Origin of the sequence: Pantoea sp. PNA 14-12 (assembly GCF_004364735.1) — a bacterium.
GTDB classification, from domain to species: Bacteria; Pseudomonadota; Gammaproteobacteria; order Enterobacterales; family Enterobacteriaceae; genus Pantoea; species Pantoea stewartii.
Map to the genome: position 1 here is coordinate 21,634 of NZ_SOAJ01000008.1, position 17,575 is coordinate 39,208.

The window sequence follows — 17,575 nt, forward strand, 5'->3', positions numbered from 1 at the left end:
GGCGGGTTGCCGCCTGCCTTGAACGTTACTTTTCGGGTGGGAAGATAAGATTCAGCACAATCGCGGTAATCCCACCCGCAGCGATACCGGAAGAGAGTAACGTTTTCAGCCAGTCGGGTGCAAATTGCAGAATCAGGGGCTGCTGGGAAACACCGAGTCCTGCCGCCAGCGACAGCGCGATAATCATGATAGCCCGGCGATTCAGCGGCTCCCGGGAAACGATACGGACACCGGATGCGGCGATTGTGCCAAACATCACAATCGTAGCGCCGCCCAGCACGGGCTCAGGAATGTGCTGTACCAGTCCGCTCACTGCCGGGAACAGTCCCAGCAGGATCAGCATCAGCGCGACAACAAATCCCACGTAGCGGCTGGCAACGCCTGTCAGCTGAATCACGCCATTATTCTGGCCAAAGCAGGAGTTAGGAAAGGTATTAAACAGGGCAGATACAAAAGAGTTCAGGCCGTTTGCCAGCACACCGCCTTTCAGGCGCTTCATGTATAACGGGCCGCTGACCGGTTGTTCAGAGACATCCGAAGTGGCGGTGATGTCCCCAATGGTTTCCAGCGAGGTCACCATAAAGACCAGCATCAGCGGGATCAGCAGATTCCAGTCAAATCCCAGGCCGTAATAGAGCGGAGTGGGGAACGCCACGATCGGCTGTCCGGCAGGCGTGCTGATGGTGGGTAGCATGCCCATTGCCCAGGCCAGCAGGTAGCCCACCGCCATCGCAATCACCAGCGACGCAACGCGCAGATAGGGGTTTTTCTGGCGATTCAGCAGGATAATCACCACCAGCACGGCACCGGCTAACAGCAGATTTTTCGGCGCGCCGAAGCTGTGATCGTTCATCGCAGCAAACCCGCCGCCGATGGAGGTAAGGCCGACCTGAATCAGGGATAAGCCGATAATCATCACTACAATACCTGAGACTAACGGCGTGATGATGCGGCGTGCCAGATGCAGCACGCGCGACAGCACCATTTCCGTACAGGAGGCTACCATCAATGTACCAAACAGCGCCGCCATCATTGTGGGCACGTCCGCGCCACCATTTTTCAGGGCCATTCCCCCCATAATCAGCGGCGTGACAAAGTTAAAGCTGGTGCCCTGAATGGAGAGTAACCCTGAACCGATCGGTCCCCAGGTTTTGATTTGCAGTACCGATGCCACACCGGACGCGAACAGGGACATGCTGATAATGTGCTGTGTATCCTGCGCCGGTAAACCGAGTGCCTGGCAGATGAGCAGCGCGGGCGTGATCACCGCAACAAACATCGCCAGAAGGTGTTGTCCGGCTGCAAACAAGGTTTGCGTTAGCGGCGGACGATCTTCCAGGCGATAGATCAGTTCACTTTTACTGGCGGTGGTGGGGGCTGGTTGCTGTGTGGTCGACATCGTCATGGTTCCCAAAAAAAGTGAGGCGATTGTAATCGTCCCCGGATCAAAAGCAAACGTTTGCTCACGGTTGCAAAAAAAGGTCAGGCGTTGCTGTAGCGGCCGGTTTCGGGCAGCCAACGCTCAATCAGCGCCTGCGCCTGCTCAGGATAATGTTCGTGAATATGACGAGCGACGCGCTGCACTTCAGGGATCATGGCCTGATCGCGCAGCAGATCGGCAACTTTAAACTCCGCATTACCGGTCTGGCGTGTTCCCAGTAGCTCCCCCGGACCACGAATCTCTAAATCATGCTGAGCAATCACGAAACCGTCATTGCTGTCACGCAACACCTGCAAACGCTTCTGGGCCGTCTTGCTCAGCGGCGCTTTGTACAGCAGAACACAATGAGAGGCGACCGCGCCGCGTCCTACGCGACCACGTAGCTGGTGCAGTTGCGCCAGGCCAAGTCGTTCCGGATTTTCAATAATCATCAGGCTGGCGTTCGGCACGTCCACACCGACTTCGATGACGGTTGTAGCAACTAACAGCTGGATTTCGTTGGCTTTGAAAGCCTGCATGACCGCCAGCTTCTCCGCTGGCTTCATACGGCCATGAACCAGCCCGACCTGCAAATCAGGCAGCGCCACTTTGAGTTCTTCCCATGTGGCTTCCGCAGCCTGAGCTTCCAGCAGGTCTGACTCTTCAATTAACGTACAGACCCAGTAAGCCTGGCGGCCCTCGTGACAGGCCTTTTGCACACGCTCAATGATCTCATTACGACGACTGTCAGGGATCGCTACGGTGGTCACCGGTGTTCTGCCTGGCGGCAGCTCATCAATGGTTGAGGTATCAAGATCGGCGTAGGCGGTCATGGCCAGCGTGCGCGGGATCGGCGTCGCTGTCATGATGAGCTGGTGGGGATGAAAACCCTGCTCTTCTCCTTTTTCCCATAATGCCAGTCGCTGATGCACGCCAAAGCGGTGTTGCTCATCAATGATGACCAGCGCCAGCCCGTTAAACTTCACCTGCTCCTGGAACAGGGCATGCGTGCCGACCACCATCGCAACCTGCCCGCTGGCAATCGCCTCTTGCTGGGCCTGTCGCGCTTTGCCCTTTTGTTTGCCCGCCAGCCAGCCGACCTCAAGGCCAAGCGGTGCCAGCCACTGGCGAAAATTATTGGCGTGTTGTTCAGCCAGTAACTCTGTAGGTGCCATCAGGGCCACCTGCTTACCGTGGGCGATAACGTTCAGCGCGGCGAGCGCGGCAACCAGGGTTTTACCTGAACCGACGTCTCCCTGTACCAGGCGCAGCATGGGGAAGTCATTCGCTAAGTCTTTTTCGATCTCTGCGACAACGCGTTTTTGGGCTGCCGTGGGGGAAAACGGCAGGGCGGCCAGTAACCGGTCACTCAATGTATGCCGGGCAGGCATCGGCAGGGCGTAATGGCGCTGTGCGCCGGCCCTGACGGCCAGCATACTGAGGTTATGCGCCAGCAGTTCTTCCAGAATCAGCCTGCGCTGTGCGGGATGCTGCCCACTCTCGAGCTCGCTGAGTTTGAGGTCCGGCGGCGGGCGGTGCAGCGTGCGAAGGGCTTCAGGCAGGCTTAACAGCCCGCCGCTTAACGCCTGCGGCAAAAGTTCTGTGATGGCACAGCTATCCAGCAGGGTTAAAGCCTGATCGGTCAGGCTGCGCAGGGTCGCCTGACGAATGCCCTCGGTCGTGGAATAGACGGGTGTCAGCGTTTCTTCCAGCGTGACATGGCTGTGCTCGCCCTGTACGCGATATTCCGGATGGATGATTTCTGCGCCGCGCTGACCGCGTTTGATTTCGCCGTAAGCGGTGACGCGTCGGCCCGGTGCGAGGCTGTTTTTCATGCCGGCATTGAAGTTGAAAAAGCGCAGCGTTAAAACGCCACTGCCATCCCCGATCTGACAGACCATCATGCGCCGACGGCCAAAAGTGATATCGGTATGCAGGACTTCGCCTTCCACTGTCGCCCAAATGCCAGGCAACAGGTCGTTAATGGCATATAACTGCGTACGATCTTCATAACGCAGAGGAAGGTGAAGCAGTAAATCCTGAATGGTGTGCAGGCCGATTTTAGCCAGCTTTGCTGCCTGACTGGCGCCGACGCCGGTCAGGGTACTGAGCGGGATGGCATCCAGCAGACGGCCTTTCATTTCTGACGTCTGCCCGTTGACTGCATGGCGGCCCACCAACTCTCATCGGCTTCAATGTCACCCTGCGCGTTAATATGGGGATAAGGCATCCGCTTATGTTTTGCCACGCGCGCCAGAACGGGATAGCCGCCCTCAAACAGCAGACGCTGTTGCTCTTTCTCTGCCAGGAGGCTGGACTGACGACGGTACATGCCAGCATTCTGCCGCTGGCGCTGGGCTTCATACAGAATCAGGGCAGAGGCAACGGAAACGTTAAGCGACTGGACCATACCCACCATCGGGATAATGATATGGTGGTCGGCCAGCGCCAGGGCTTCATCGGTAATGCCCGTTTTTTCCTGACCCATCAAAATGCAGGTAGGTTTGGTGTAGTCAATCTCACGAAAATCCACAGCATCCGCCGACAGGTTCGTCGCCAGTATCTGCATGTCTTGCGTTTTGAGGTGGCTAATCGCGTCGCTGATTGAGCGGTGCGTTACTACGTTTACCCAACTGTTGCTGCCAGCCGAGGCTGAGGCTTGCGTTCGCATGCGTTGGCCTGGCCATACGGCATGGACTTCATGGATACCGACAGCATCCGCGGTGCGAATGACAGCAGAAACATTGTGCGGCTTATGTACCTGCTCCATGCAGACGGTAAGGTCGTGCTGGCGCAAGGCCAGCATTTCCTGAATTCGGGCAAAACGTTGAGGATTCATGCACTAGTTACGGTTGCGGTGAACTTTAATCACATCCGGCATCACACGGATCTTACGCATGATATTGGCCAGGTGGACGCGATCGCGTGCGGTCAGACGAATAAAAGCACTGTAAACACGGCCATCGCGTTCTTCCGTATTCAGGCTCTGAATATTGGAGCCCGCCGTATTGATGGCGGCCGTCAGGTTGGCCAGTGCGCCCTGGTGGTTAAACATATCCACCTTTATCTCTGCGACAAACTCCTGTTCTGTAACTTTATCCCACTCCACAGGCATGAATTTTTCGGGCTCTTTTTGGTAGCCACGAATATTGCGACAGGATTCATGGTGAACGACCAGGCCCTTGCCCGGGCTGACGTGGGCAACGATAGGATCGCCTGGAATGGGGCGGCAGCATTTTGCAAAGGTAATGAGGACGCCGTCTGCCCCTTTAATCGGCAGCTTGCCTTGTTTTTTGTTGTTGAGCGCGCTGGTGTCGGTCTGCAACAGGTTCTTGGCGACGACCACGCTCATGGCATTACCCAGGCCGATTTCGGCTAACAGATCGTCCAGTGAGGTCAGCTTCATCCGATCAAGCTCCTGCTTGATGTTTTCGGCTGGCACCTCCGCCAGTTTACGACTGCCACCCAACGCATGGCTGAGCAGGCGACGCCCCAGATTCACCGAGTCTTCGCGCTTCAGGTTTTTCAGCAACTGACGAATCTTCGCGCGGGCTTTGGAACTGACGACAAAGTTGAGCCAGGCCGCGTTAGGACGCGCACCAGGCGCTGTGATGATCTCGATGGTCTGGCCGCTGGTAAGCGGCTGTGACAGCGGATAAGGCTGGCGATCAACGCGCGCGCCAACGCAGGCATGACCGATATCGGTATGGACCGCGTAGGCAAAATCGACAGGCGTTGCCCCGGTAGGCAGCTCGACGATGCGGCCTTCCGGTGTAAAGACATAGATTTCATCCGGGAAGAGATCGGATTTGACGCTTTCGATGAATTCAAATGAGCTACCGGCACTTTGTTGCAGCTCCAGCAGGCTTTGCAGCCAGCGTTGCGCACGCACCTGCGCGGTTGTGCCGCTTTCACCGGCCTGTTTATAGGCCCAGTGTGCCGCCACCCCCATTTCGGCCATCTGATCCATATCTTCGGTACGGATTTGCACCTCAACCGGCACGCCATGCGGCCCGATCATAGAGGTATGCAGCGATTGATAGCCGTTAGCCTTGGGGATAGCAATGTAATCTTTGACCCGGCCCGGACGCGGCTTATATAAGCTGTGCATCTGGCCCAGTACGCGATAACAGGTATCCAGATCTTTCACGATGACGCGAAAGGCATAGATATCCATGATCGAGTGAAAACGCTGCTCTTTCAGCGTCATTTTGCGGTAAATCGAGTAAAGGTGCTTTTCGCGACCACTTACCCGGCAGGGAATACCGGCTTCCTGCAAACGGCCGTCGATTTCGGAGAGGATTTTTTGAATCATCTCTTTACGGTTGCCGCGGGCCGCTTTCACGACCTCTTTAATTACCCGAAAACGGTTCGGATAGAGCGCTTCAAAACCCAGCTCTTCCAGTTCCGTTTTAAGGTGATGAATACCCAGGCGGTGCGCCAGTGGGCTGTATATTTCCAGCGTTTCCAGCGCGATGCGACGACGTTTATCAGGGCGTAAGGACCCGAGCGTACGCATGTTGTGGGTGCGGTCAGCCAGCTTGATGAGAATAACGCGGATGTCCTGCACCATCGCCATAATCATCTTGCGGAAGTTTTCTGCCTGCGCCTCTTTTTTATCACGGAACTTCAGCTTATCCAGCTTCGAAACGCCTTCAACCAGTTCAGCTACGCTTTTGCCAAACAGTTGTTCCATATCCTGATAGGTCGCTGGCGTATCTTCAATGACGTCGTGCAAAAGCGCGGCCATGAGGGTTTCATGGTCGAGCTTCATTTCCGCCAGAATGCACGCCACCGCAACAGGATGGGTAATGTAAGGCTCACCGCTGGAGCGTGTCTGTCCCTCGTGGGCATCACGTGATACGAGATAGGCTTGCTTGAGGCGCTTGATCTGGTCCTCAGGCAAGTATTGTTCAATCAGTTGATTGAGACTTTCAAACAGATACAAGGTTGACCTGCAGTTCGCGGTTAACGACGACCTTCAGCGATAGCGGTAACGGCCTGTAACTCAGCGGCTTCCTGCTCTTGCTGCTCCTGACGATCACGCACATCTAAAATCTGATTGGTGACCAGACCTTCTTCGATTTCGCGCAATGCGATAACGGTCGGTTTATCGTTCTCTTCCGGAACCAGCGGATCTTTGCCGCCTACCTGCATCTGACGTGCACGACGTGCAGCGACCAACACCAGGTCAAAACGATTACCAACTTTTTCTACTGCGTCCTGAACGGTTACGCGTGCCATAGGTGTGCTACTCCACAGATGAAGAAATGACTCGGCATCATACTGAAACTGGGTTCAGACTGCCAACAGTTTGCTGATTAAAGCATCATGGCGCGCTTTCTGGCGGGCCATGCGCAGACGTTCTGCACGAATAATGGTCTTCAGATCGGATAACGCCAGATCAAAATCATCATTCACAATTAAATAATCGTATTCGCCATAGTGGCTCATTTCGGCCACGGCTTGCGCCATACGACGGGCAATCACCTCTTCGCTGTCCTGACCGCGGCCGCGCAGGCGACGATCCAGCTCTTCTTTAGAAGGAGGCAGGACAAATATACTGCGCGCGTCGGGCATTTTAGCGCGAATTTGCTGTGCGCCCTGCCAGTCTATATCAAGGAAAACATCGACGCCGGTTGCCAGCACCTGTTCGATCGCCTTGCGCGACGTGCCGTAGTAGTTATCGAAAACTTTCGCGTGTTCAAGGAAAGCATCTTCCGCAATCATTTTTTCAAACTCATGCTTTTGCACAAAGAAGTAATGCTCACCGTGCGCTTCACCGGGGCGCATGCCGCGAGTGGTGTGCGAAACAGACACTTGCGTATCGTACAGCGGCTGCGTTTTTAACAGTGCCTGAATAAGGCTGGATTTTCCTGCGCCGCTAGGAGCAGAAACAATATAGAGCGTACCTTGGGCCATGATGTTCTTGAATTGATTAATTGCGGAGTCGATTTCCTGCACAGTATACACGGCTTCCCCGCGCCACGCAGCGTTTGCACCGCCCTCATCACGAAAAGTTTATGCGGGGTGCGCCGCAACCACTGTTTCGCAGGCTGTAAATAGGTATTCATTTTCCAGGAGGCGTTCCAGAACCGGGAAGCGGGGCTGGCTGAACCGGCTGTTTTGGCGGTTGAATATCCTAAACATCAGGAGGTCAGGGATGAAAGGATGCTTAGCCGCCGGGCTGCTCATAACAGCCAGCACATTTTCCGCGTTTGGGGCGCTGTACCCGACCTGGACGCCGGGTCGAGCGGCAAAGGAGATTGACCATTTACAACAACAGCTCCGGCAGTGGGACGCGGCGTATTATCAGCAAGGCCATTCACCCGTGGCCGATGCCGACTACGATAGCCTGCAGACGCGGCTCAATCACTGGCAACGCTGCTTCAGGACGGGTGAGAAAGAGGATGTACCGGTATTGCCCAACGATGGCACGCGCTGGCATCCCGTTGCGCATACTGGTGTTAAAAAGGTTCGGGATAAGCGTGCTTTAGGCTATTGGATGCAGCCACGCCGGGATCTCTGGGTGCAGCCCAAAGTCGATGGCGTGGCCGTTTCGCTGGTCTATCGGCACGGGAAACTGGTGTCATTCATCAGTCGTGGCGACGGTTTACACGGTGAGGAGTGGGTCGAAAAAGCCAGGCTGATCCCTGCTATTCCGCTGGAGATTGACAGCGATGAAGAGAGCGTGGTTTTACAGGGCGAACTCTTTTTGCAGATGACCGGTCATCACCAGGCGGTTGACGGCGGGAAGAATGCCAGGGCTCTGGTCGCAGGCGCAATGTTGCGTAATGACGCCACACCGCTTTTGACACAACTGGGCATTTTTATCTGGGGATGGCCTGACGGACCAGATGCCATGCGGGAAAGACTGACGCGTTTATCGGATTGGGGGTTTAGCCTTGCCCGTCAATGGAGTCAGCCTGTTCAGGATGAAGAGGACGCGGCTGAATGGCGCGAGCGCTGGTTTCACGCGCCACTGCCTTTTGTAACCGATGGCATCGTTGTGCATCAGACGGCCCGGCCTGCAGGCAAACACTGGCGGCCCGGTGAAGGCGAGTGGGCTGTCGCCTGGAAATACCCGCCTCCTGAGGTCAGCACTGAGGTCCGTTCCGTTGATTTCTCAATCGGGCGAACGGGAAAAATCGCGGTCGTACTCAACCTGCAACCCGTTCAACTGGATGACAAAATCGTCAGGCGAGTCAGCATCGGCTCACTAAAACGCTGGCGAGAGCGGGACATTATTGCGGGCGACCAGGTGACGGTCAGCCTTGCCGGCCAAGGCATTCCACGTCTGGATCGCGTTATCTGGCGCGTTGCGCAACGTGACTATCCTGAGCCGCCTCAGACGGATCGTTTCACGTCGCTGAGTTGTTATGTTTTAGCACCGCAGTGCCATCGTCAGTTACTGGCGCGCCTGAGTTGGTTGAGTCAAAAATCGGTGCTGAATATTGCGGGCGTGCAACGCAGCACCTGGCAACGGTTACTGGAAACGGGTTTGATTACACATCTGTTTGCGTGGCTGGCCTTAACCCCCGAACAGATCGCGACAGCAGCGAGTATTTCACCCGAAAGAGCGCAGCAAATCTGGCATCAATTCAGTTTGACCCGTCAACAGCCTTTGCGCCGCTGGGTTAGCGCGTTAGGTGTGGCGTTGCCACAAAAGGCGCTACTGTCATTGGCCGACGGCGACTGGGAAAGCATTCTTGCCCGTGATAAACAGGCCTGGCAATCTCTGCCGGGCGTTGGCGCACGCCGGGCAGAGCAGATTACGTCGCAGTTTCAGGATGCCGGGCTCAGAGCGTTAATCCACTTTTTGCAGCAGCAGGGCATTCCTTCTTCATCAGTGCTCAGGATGAGGGTAATTGAAGATGGGCAGCCCGAGACGGAATCTCAGCGCCAGCAGACGCGCAAAGAAGCCGAAGAGTAAGGTGATAATCACCACTGCTTCATGCGGCAGCGGCGTTTTCAGGAGCAGGATATACATCCAGCCTGCTGCAAAAGCGATGCCGGCATACAGCTCTTTTTGGAATACCAGTGGGATGCGGTTACAAAACATATCGCGTAAAACGCCGCCAAAGACGCCTGTGATCACGGCGCTGATTGCGGCGATGATCATGGCGTGGCCTGAGTCCAGTGCCACCTGCGCGCCAATAATCGAAAATACCACCAGGCCCAGCGCATCCAATACCAAAAACACCTTGCGCAGGTGCGTCATTAGCGGTGCCAAAAAAGTCGTTACTACAGCAGCAGCGGCCACGATCATGATGTACTCAGGATGTTTGACCCAGCCAAGCGGATAGTGCCCCAGCAATATATCGCGCACGGAGCCTCCGCCTATCGCGGTAACGGAAGCAATGATAATGACGCCGAACAGATCCATTTTACGGCGACCTGCGGCAAGCGCACCTGTCATCGCCTCGGCGGTGATCCCAATAATATAAAGAACAGTAAGTAACATAGCAGGCTCCAGGAAGACGGCGGCAAGGCTACGCCACTGACAAAAACGGCGCGACTGAGTTTTTCTGTTATTAAGAGTTAAAGTATTAGTAAAAATTATGCGGGCAAGAGTAATGCCTTTATTATCAAAGGGCTGTATCGGTTTTTACACGGAGACGAATTAAAAAACGTCGTGATGCGAATTTTTCGCCGATATGACGCCAGCCTGTTTACAACGTTGAACCCTTGCCCGTCGGCGACATTATGTGGTGACAGACAGAGAAAGCAAACCACGCAAAGCAGAGCATGGGGACCTGTCCGTGGGCTAAATGGGGGGAGTAAGGTGAGAATAAGGATAAAGAGGACAACAACGCACACTGAAGGTGTCTGAAATGAAAAGTGGTAGGTTTTATTAATGAAAACGTACCGGTTAACAGCACGTTTTCCTGCTTTCACCGTCGGGCTGCTTCCAGCCAGTAGCGGTTTGTCAGTGCTTCATATGAAGCTGAAAGAACGCTTTCAGGTTGAAGTCATAGTCGGGTCGAAACCATTTACGACCATAAAAGCAATACGTCAGCATTCTCACTGATGCCATTGCCAGATAGCCCCATAAAGCACATAAAACGGAAGGCGCCAGCCATAGGGTCAATAGTGTAATGATCAGGCCGACAAATACAGAGGCGATCTCGCAAAAAGCGATATCAGAGAATTGCTTTTCACGCTGCATCAGGGCGCGATAAGACTGGCCCTGAGGAATAATAATAAAGATGACCGATGCGATTTCAACAACCCTGGCCACCTCGGGTAGCCCAAACATATGTTCAAGCATAAGACCGCAAGTAAAAAGGGCAGAAAAAATGACCAGGCCCATGAATATATTGCCCCAGTAAAGCACGGACAGCGTTTTTACTGGCAGCGGTGCATATCGAATCAACGTATTGGAAAAACCACGATCGGCCAGAGTGTCAATAACCATCAAGCCTGTAATGACGACCGCCAGCAGATTATAGGTATCGGCCTGCAGGACTTTTCCCAATACTGAAAGTTGTAACACACCCATACTCAGCATTTTGACCGATGAAAGAAAAGGCCACTTGACGTTTTCCAGATTTATTTTTCGTGTTGTCATTTTTTTCTCGCCGGGCAGAGTAGTAGGGCGCTGCGCCGATGAGTATTCATCAGGACCGCGCTGGCATTACTATAATTTAATAAAGTAAATTTTTATCTTTATAATGAGCTGTGTGTTAAAGCATACTGCTAATAATAAACGTTCCCCTGGTGATGAATTTCCCCTGTTGTCATTATTATTATCCGTTCATTTTTAATTGCTTAAATTTCTGGCGGAAATAATGTTCGCCGGAAATGTCATGCTGTTATGTTTTGAATAGCTTTACTGTGTGCAGATGATTTATAGCGCGTTTTATGAAAGTTAACATCATAAGGAAAATCTGATATGTGATTTGACTAAGGAAATAATATTCATCATTTACAGCATTATTTGCACAGGTCTTATCACAGCGTTCTCTTTTTTTGTTTTTTCGTTAAGTCTGGAAACTGAAGCAATACATGAAAAAAATAAAAAAACGTTAAATAAGCCGTACATACACGGGCTCGCCCGTCACTCTCCAGGATTTTTCCCATACAGCATGCTTAAGCAAGGGCAAATAATAACCGAAGGGTAAGCATTCAGACCCGATATACATGCTAATGCATGTTGACTGCGAAAATATTTGTAATGCGTACGATTTATGGCTCAGTCTGGATCTGAGTTCGGGCTAAGAAAGCGAACAGAGCCCGTGGCAGGGAGGCAGGATTATCGCGGTAATAGTGAAAACAGGCCGTCAGAAGGAAGCCTCCAAATTAACAGAGAGGTCTGTCACACGAAAAAGCAGGCCGAAACCTGCTTTATGTCTGTCTATACGTAAAGAGAGGCTTCGCCAGGTGGACGCGTTTTGAAGCGGCGATGTAGCCAAAGGTATTGCTCAGGCGCTCGCATGATTTGGTTCTCAATCACTTTATTCATATAAGCCGCGGCTGCAGCTTCATCCGCATGCGGGTAATTTTCCAGAATCGGTTCAATAATCAGCTTATAGCCATCATTGCCAGGATTACGAATCAGCATAATTGGAACCATAGCGGGCTTAGCCAACCGGGACAACACATAGGTACCGTTGGTCGTCGCGGCTTTTTCTACAGCAAACAAGGGGGCAAACGTACTGCCTTTGGGACCGTAATCCTGGTCTGGCGCAAACCAGACAGATTCACCTTGTTTCAGCGCCTGCACCATCCCTCTCAGATCGCGACGGTCAATCATCGCTTTATTCGAACGCATACGGCCTCTGGTCTGTACGTACTCCATCGCGTGGTTATTATGGGGACGGTACATTGCCATCATCGGCTGACACAACCCGCTGATGCGACCACCCAGCTCCAGCGACATGAAATGGATGCCGATGAGCATTACGCCACGACGCTCATTCTGGGCTGAGTAGAGGTTTGACAGGCCCGAGACGTTGAACAGACGTTTAACGGCATGGTCTGGCCAGAACCAGGCGATACCCGTTTCCATCAGTGCCATGCCGAGAGAGGCAAAATTTCCCGCAATCATGATTTCTTTATCTTCGTCACTGATATCCGGAAAGCAGAGTTCAATATTACGGCGCGTAATGCGCTCTCTGCGCTGAAGAAAATGGCGGGAAAGCCGGCCGGCACCTGCGCCAAGTCGCATCAGCACAGGATAGGGGAGTTGAACCAACAGCCAAAGAATGCCAAGACCAAACCACGTAAACCAATAGCGGGGATGTAAAAGGGAACGACTAAACTGCCTGGTGTTTTTCATTATGAACCTTAAGGAAGTAATGGATGTAGCGCAAAAAGACCCATTCCTTAAGTTCTCAAGCGGTACAGCTGTACTGACTACGACCCACACTTTATCAAAAAGTGCCTTAAAGCACAGGGAGCGTCAGTTACAGCGAGGAATAAAATGAGGGATTGACAGCGTCATAATCAGAAGAAAGATAGCGCTTTTTTTATTTAAATTATCTATAAAACAACAGATTGTATTTTTATGCTTTTAACAGGCGATGCAAAGAGAGCAATAAAAATCAGGACGGTTCTGCAATAAAAAAATGTACTCTTTTCGAAAAACTTACATTCCATTATGGCGAAAGTTGAAAAATTGAACAGGAATTTGGCTGTCATTGGTAAAAGGTAAAATAACGGAGATGACAATCGCTTCTGCGCCAGTCATCTCACCTTATGAGAGGCATCCTGTCCTAATCATGTTATTTGACCTTATCCAGAGGCGGGTTTAGCCGATAAGCCGTACCCATTAAAATAACGATAAAGCAGCGTTAATTGTAGCTGACCGTCATCATTTTAACGTTACCAGTTTGCCTGACCTGCACCGTGCCAAGTTTATAAGGCATGGGTTGCTGGGCATTGTTCAGACTGACCTTATTAATAACGGTCTTTCCTCCTCGTGTGCAGCTTTGCTGTATCTGGTTGGGCGCAATCAGCGTGTCGCAAGGACTTTCGACAATAGCGCCCCTGAAGTTAATTTGTCCACTTGTGGCAAATGAAAGGGGTGATAGCATGAGTAATGCGAGTAAAACGGCTGATTTTTTCATAATGACGATCTCAGGTGGGGGTTACTTAAATAACGGCAATCCTTATTAAAACTTTAGTCGAACAGATGTATTTGTTTCCTTTCTGTTGTTATTTTATTCACAATTGTGATCGCGCCGCGATTTGAGAAAGACGTCCACGCATCGCCTGAAATAGTGGCACGGTTATTTTTTTAACGGACTGGGCCTTTTATTTGCCTGAGCAGGCTGTGACGGAGAGGGGGAAAACGGGTAGATATATAGCCTGCTATTTTTTTCAAAGTGAAATATTTAAACCAGCTATAGAAAAATCAACGCCTCGGTAGTTTTGTTAAAAAATGCCTGACATCATCTGACTGGAAATTTTTTCATCCTTATAAAACGGGCTAATTTCAATAAAGACTGACAACGTTAACCGAATCAAGCGATTATTGTTATGTAACTGTTTAATGACTGAAAAAATAAAAGAAGTCCGCATCTACGCGGACTTTTTCTGGTAAGGTTGCCAAATGACGACAGATAGCCTGATTACTCAATATTCTGAATCTGCTCTCGCATCTGTTCAATCAACACTTTTAGCTCAATCGCTGAATTCGTAATTTCTGCATTAATGGATTTTGAAGCCAGTGTGTTTGACTCGCGGTTGAACTCCTGCATCATAAAGTCAAGACGACGGCCTACCGCCTCTTTTTTCTTCAGAATGTTATAGGTCTCTTTAACGTGCGCATCCAGACGATCCAGCTCTTCTGCGACATCGACACGTTGTGCCATCATCACCAATTCCTGCTCAAGGCGATTATTTTCAAGCTGCACCTCAGCATCTTCCAGTTTGGCGATCAGGCGCTCCCGCTGCCACTTAATCACATCGGGCAGTTGAGCGCGGACTTTGCTGACCTCATGCGTTACCGCTTCCAGCCGCTGCTCGATCAGTGCTTTCAGAGCGCTGCCTTCGCTTTCACGTGCGGCGATGAAATCATCCAGCGCGCCATCCAGCGCCTGAATCAGCTGAGTATTAATTGCATCCAAATCCTGTTCAGGTGCTGCCATGACGCCCGGCCAGCGCAGAATATCCAGCGGATTGATAACGCCCTCATCGGTCTGCAGTTTGACCCAGTTAGCCGCCTGAACCAGTTGTTTGGCCAGCGACTCATTGAGCATCAGTTCGCCCTGTGCGCCAGGATCGGCCTCGAAGCGCAGATTACATTCGATTTTTCCACGCGTCAGTCGCTGGCGAATGCGCTCCCTGATCATCGGTTCCAGTCCGCGAAACTGTTCAGGCAGACGAATATAGGTTTCAAGATAACGTTGATTGACAGAACGCAACTCCCAGGCGGCGCTGCCCCAGTCGCCCTTAATTTCACGGCGGGCATAGGCGGTCATACTGCGGATCATAAGCGTTACTCTTTTTTTAAATAAGGTTGAGGCCAGTATAACGAGGCAAGGCTGACCAGAACAGGTGTAAGCGTGTACAGGGTGCGATAACAAAATGTTTCCGCTTTTCTCAACAGCCACTTATGCTAATTACTGGTTTACTCGTTGAGGCCCTCTTTTTATGTCGCGCGTATCGTCTCTTCCACTCATACTCAGCCTGCTGCTTGTGGGCTGTCAGTCGCCGTCTCCATCATCATATCCGCCTTCTACCCGACCCGTTCCGGTGTGCGCCGGCGGTGAGGTCATGATGCAAACCACATTGTGGTTTGGTCTCAGTAAGCCGCAGGGCGGCAATGTGAGCGCACTGGACTGGATGAATTTTGTCGATAAAGAGGTAACACCGCGCTTCAGGTCTGGCTTGTCTGTTTATGATGCGCAGGGCCAATGGCTGGGAGAAAACGGTCAGTTAGCACGTGAGAAAAGCAAGGCGTTAGTGCTTATCTATCAGTTCGACAGTGACAGCAACAGTCGTGTCGAAGCGCTGCGTGCTCGCTATAAAAAACAGTTTGGTCAGGAATCGGTTATGCGCGTGGATACGCCAGCCTGCATTAGTTTTTAGGGACAAACGGCGGCCTGTGCCGCCGTTGAGTCCATCAGATAAACAGTCCGGCAAATGCAGCGGAAAGCAGGCTGACCAGGGTGGAACCATAGACCAGTTTCCAGCCAAACCTTGAGACGACATTGCCTTGTTGTTCGTTCAGGCCTTTTATCGCGCCCGCAACAATTCCAATAGAAGCAAAGTTCGCGAAGGAAACCAGGAAAACAGACAGGATGCCCAATCCGCGTGGCGTCATGCCTGCCGCTATCTTTTTCAGTTCAATCATGGCGACGAATTCATTCGCCACCAGCTTCGTGGCCATAATACTGCCAGCCTGTAATGCATCGGTAGCGGGAATGCCAATCAGCCAGGCAAAAGGATAAAAAACATAGCCAAGAAGCTGCTGGAAACTGTACCCAAACAGGGTGGCAAACAGGGCGTTGATAGCCGCGATTAAGGCAATAAAACCAATCAGCATGGCCAGAATAATCATCGCGACTTTGAAACCAGCGAGGATGTATTCCCCCAGCATTTCAAAGAAACTCTGATCTTCGTGTAATTTATCCAGCGGAATAGCCTGCTCATTGCTGCCTTTGCCGGGGTTAATAATCGACAGGATGATAAACGTGCTGAACATGTTAAGCAGGAGAGCCGCAACGACATATTTGGCCTCGATCATCGACATATACGCACCAACAATCGACAGCGAAACGGTAGACATCGCGGTGGCCGCCATTGTGTAAAGTCGGCGTGGTGGGATATCGGCCAAAATACCTTTATAGGCAATGAAGTTCTCTGACTGGCCCAGCACCAGCGTGCTTACCGCATTAAAGGACTCCAGTTTTCCCATGCCGTTAACTTTTGATAATAGCGTGCCAACAACGCGAATCAGTAACGGCAGGATGCGCCAGTGTTGCAAAATACCAATCAGTGCGGAAATAAAAATAATAGGGCAGAGCACGCCAAGGAAGATAAAGGCCAGCCCCTGCTGACTCATGCCACCAAACACAAATTCCGTGCCCTGTGCAGCAAAACGCAGCAGCGTTTCAAAGAAATGCCCCACCGCGCCTACCAGCGCCAGTCCACTGGCTGAGTGAAGAAAGAACCAGCCCAGTGCGGCTTCTACAACAATCAGTTGAATAATAAAGCGCAGGCGAATGCGTTTTCGGTCATGACTGACCAGTAGCGCAAGGGCAAAAATTACCACCAGCGCCAGCAGGAAATGAAGAAGAGCGGTCATAGTTTAGTCAGTTAGCGGATATGCAGGAAAAGGTAAGGCATTTAGCCATACTCCGGCATGAATTTCATCCCAGGCTGCACTGACCACTGCAAGAGACAGCAGGCCAGGAAGTCCGTATAATACGCAGCCAATCATTAGCAAGCCGGAGATAACCATGCGTCCAGCAGGCCGTAGCGCACATCAGGTGCGTCCAGTCACATTGACCCGCAATTACACTAAACACGCAGAGGGCTCCGTTCTGGTGGAATTCGGTGAAACCAAAGTGCTCTGCACTGCAACGGTGGATGAAGGAGTTCCGCGCTTTCTCAAAGGGCAGGGCCAGGGCTGGGTCACTGCCGAATATGGCATGTTGCCGCGTTCTACTCACAGTCGTATGGCGCGTGAAGCCGCGAAAGGCAAACAGGGTGGTCGCACGCTTGAAATTCAGCGCCTGATCGCCCGTTCACTGCGTGCTGCGGTCGATCTCACCATGCTCGGTGAATACACGATTACGCTCGATTGTGACGTCATTCAGGCCGATGGCGGTACACGTACGGCTTCCATTACTGGCGCCTGTGTAGCCCTGGCAGATGCGCTTAATGCCCTGGTCGCGAGTGGTAAGCTGAAAGCGAATCCGATGAAAGGCATGGTTGCCGCCGTGTCAGTGGGGATTGTCAATGGTGAAGCGTTGTGTGACCTTGAATATGTTGAGGACTCTGCCGCTGAAACGGATATGAATGTCGTCATGATGGAAGATGGCCGCATGATTGAGGTGCAGGGCACCGCTGAAGGTGAACCCTTTAGCCACGAAGAACTGCTGGCATTACTGGCGTTAGCGCGTGGCGGTATTGAAGAATTGATTCAGGCCCAGAAAGCGGCGCTGGAAAGTTAAGGTAACAGGCGACCACAGAGTCGCCTTT

Annotated in this window: 15 protein-coding genes; 3 read left to right on the plus strand and 12 right to left on the minus strand. The window is 52.2% G+C overall.

The annotated features are described in order from the left end of the window. Nucleotides 1-25: 25 nt before the first annotated feature. The 6 genes from C7434_RS20690 to gmk form a co-directional block, all read right to left on the minus strand. Entirely contained in the window at nt 26-1,405 is a 1,380-nt protein-coding gene (locus C7434_RS20690; protein ID WP_133745872.1) for a uracil-xanthine permease family protein, read from the minus strand. Nucleotides 1,406-1,482: 77 nt separating this feature from the next. Further along, nucleotides 1,483-3,561 (minus strand): ATP-dependent DNA helicase RecG, encoded by a 2,079-nt coding sequence (gene recG, locus C7434_RS20695; RefSeq protein ID WP_033738042.1) that lies wholly within the window; start codon nt 3,559-3,561, stop codon nt 1,483-1,485. Then, nucleotides 3,558-4,259 carry a tRNA (guanosine(18)-2'-O)-methyltransferase TrmH gene (gene trmH, locus C7434_RS20700; RefSeq protein WP_006121342.1) on the minus strand — a complete coding sequence of 234 codons (702 nt, stop codon included), beginning with the start codon at nt 4,257-4,259 and terminating at the stop codon, nt 3,558-3,560. The genes recG and trmH overlap by 4 nt, the downstream gene beginning before the upstream one ends. A gap of 3 nt (nt 4,260-4,262) precedes the next feature. After that, entirely contained in the window at nt 4,263-6,368 is a 2,106-nt protein-coding gene (spoT, locus tag C7434_RS20705; RefSeq protein ID WP_006121343.1) for a bifunctional GTP diphosphokinase/guanosine-3',5'-bis pyrophosphate 3'-pyrophosphohydrolase, read from the minus strand. 20 nt (nt 6,369-6,388) lie between these two features. Beyond that, nucleotides 6,389-6,664 (minus strand): DNA-directed RNA polymerase subunit omega, encoded by a 276-nt coding sequence (gene rpoZ / locus C7434_RS20710; RefSeq protein WP_003851346.1) that lies wholly within the window; start codon nt 6,662-6,664, stop codon nt 6,389-6,391. A 54-nt stretch (nt 6,665-6,718) separates the two neighbouring features. After that, a complete protein-coding gene (gene gmk, locus C7434_RS20715) occupies nt 6,719-7,342 on the minus strand; it encodes a guanylate kinase (RefSeq protein ID WP_006121348.1) in 624 nt (207 codons plus the stop codon). 241 nt (nt 7,343-7,583) lie between these two features. Between gmk and ligB the strand changes: the two genes are divergently transcribed. Continuing rightward, nucleotides 7,584-9,353 (plus strand): NAD-dependent DNA ligase LigB, encoded by a 1,770-nt coding sequence (ligB, locus tag C7434_RS20720; protein WP_133745873.1) that lies wholly within the window; start codon nt 7,584-7,586, stop codon nt 9,351-9,353. On the opposite strand, the gene C7434_RS20725 is transcribed toward ligB, so the two are convergent. The 5 genes from C7434_RS20725 to C7434_RS20745 form a co-directional block, all read right to left on the minus strand. Then, nucleotides 9,267-9,884 carry a trimeric intracellular cation channel family protein gene (locus tag C7434_RS20725; protein ID WP_006121350.1) on the minus strand — a complete coding sequence of 206 codons (618 nt, stop codon included), beginning with the start codon at nt 9,882-9,884 and terminating at the stop codon, nt 9,267-9,269. The genes ligB and C7434_RS20725 overlap by 87 nt on opposite strands. A gap of 465 nt (nt 9,885-10,349) precedes the next feature. Then, nucleotides 10,350-10,991 (minus strand): oligosaccharide flippase family protein, encoded by a 642-nt coding sequence (locus C7434_RS20730; RefSeq protein ID WP_033738045.1) that lies wholly within the window; start codon nt 10,989-10,991, stop codon nt 10,350-10,352. A 786-nt stretch (nt 10,992-11,777) separates the two neighbouring features. Beyond that, complete coding sequence (gene lpxP, locus C7434_RS20735) at nt 11,778-12,701, minus strand: kdo(2)-lipid IV(A) palmitoleoyltransferase (protein WP_033738046.1); 924 nt, start codon at nt 12,699-12,701, stop codon at nt 11,778-11,780. A gap of 514 nt (nt 12,702-13,215) precedes the next feature. After that, nucleotides 13,216-13,491 carry a hypothetical protein gene (locus tag C7434_RS20740; protein WP_033738047.1) on the minus strand — a complete coding sequence of 92 codons (276 nt, stop codon included), beginning with the start codon at nt 13,489-13,491 and terminating at the stop codon, nt 13,216-13,218. Between the two features lie 504 nt (nt 13,492-13,995). Further along, on the minus strand, nt 13,996-14,859 hold the full coding sequence (locus C7434_RS20745; RefSeq protein ID WP_033738048.1) for a YicC/YloC family endoribonuclease: 864 nt from the start codon (nt 14,857-14,859) through the stop codon (nt 13,996-13,998). A gap of 160 nt (nt 14,860-15,019) precedes the next feature. Between C7434_RS20745 and C7434_RS20750 the strand changes: the two genes are divergently transcribed. Next, entirely contained in the window at nt 15,020-15,457 is a 438-nt protein-coding gene (locus tag C7434_RS20750) for a DUF3574 domain-containing protein (protein ID WP_033738049.1), read from the plus strand. A 34-nt stretch (nt 15,458-15,491) separates the two neighbouring features. Here C7434_RS20750 and C7434_RS20755 read toward each other — a convergent pair whose 3' ends face one another. Continuing rightward, a complete protein-coding gene (locus C7434_RS20755; protein WP_033738051.1) occupies nt 15,492-16,676 on the minus strand; it encodes a nucleoside transporter C-terminal domain-containing protein in 1,185 nt (394 codons plus the stop codon). Between the two features lie 154 nt (nt 16,677-16,830). On the opposite strand from C7434_RS20755, the gene rph reads away from it, so the two are divergent. Further along, complete coding sequence (rph, locus tag C7434_RS20760; protein WP_033738052.1) at nt 16,831-17,547, plus strand: ribonuclease PH; 717 nt, start codon at nt 16,831-16,833, stop codon at nt 17,545-17,547. Nucleotides 17,548-17,575 lie beyond the last annotated feature (28 nt).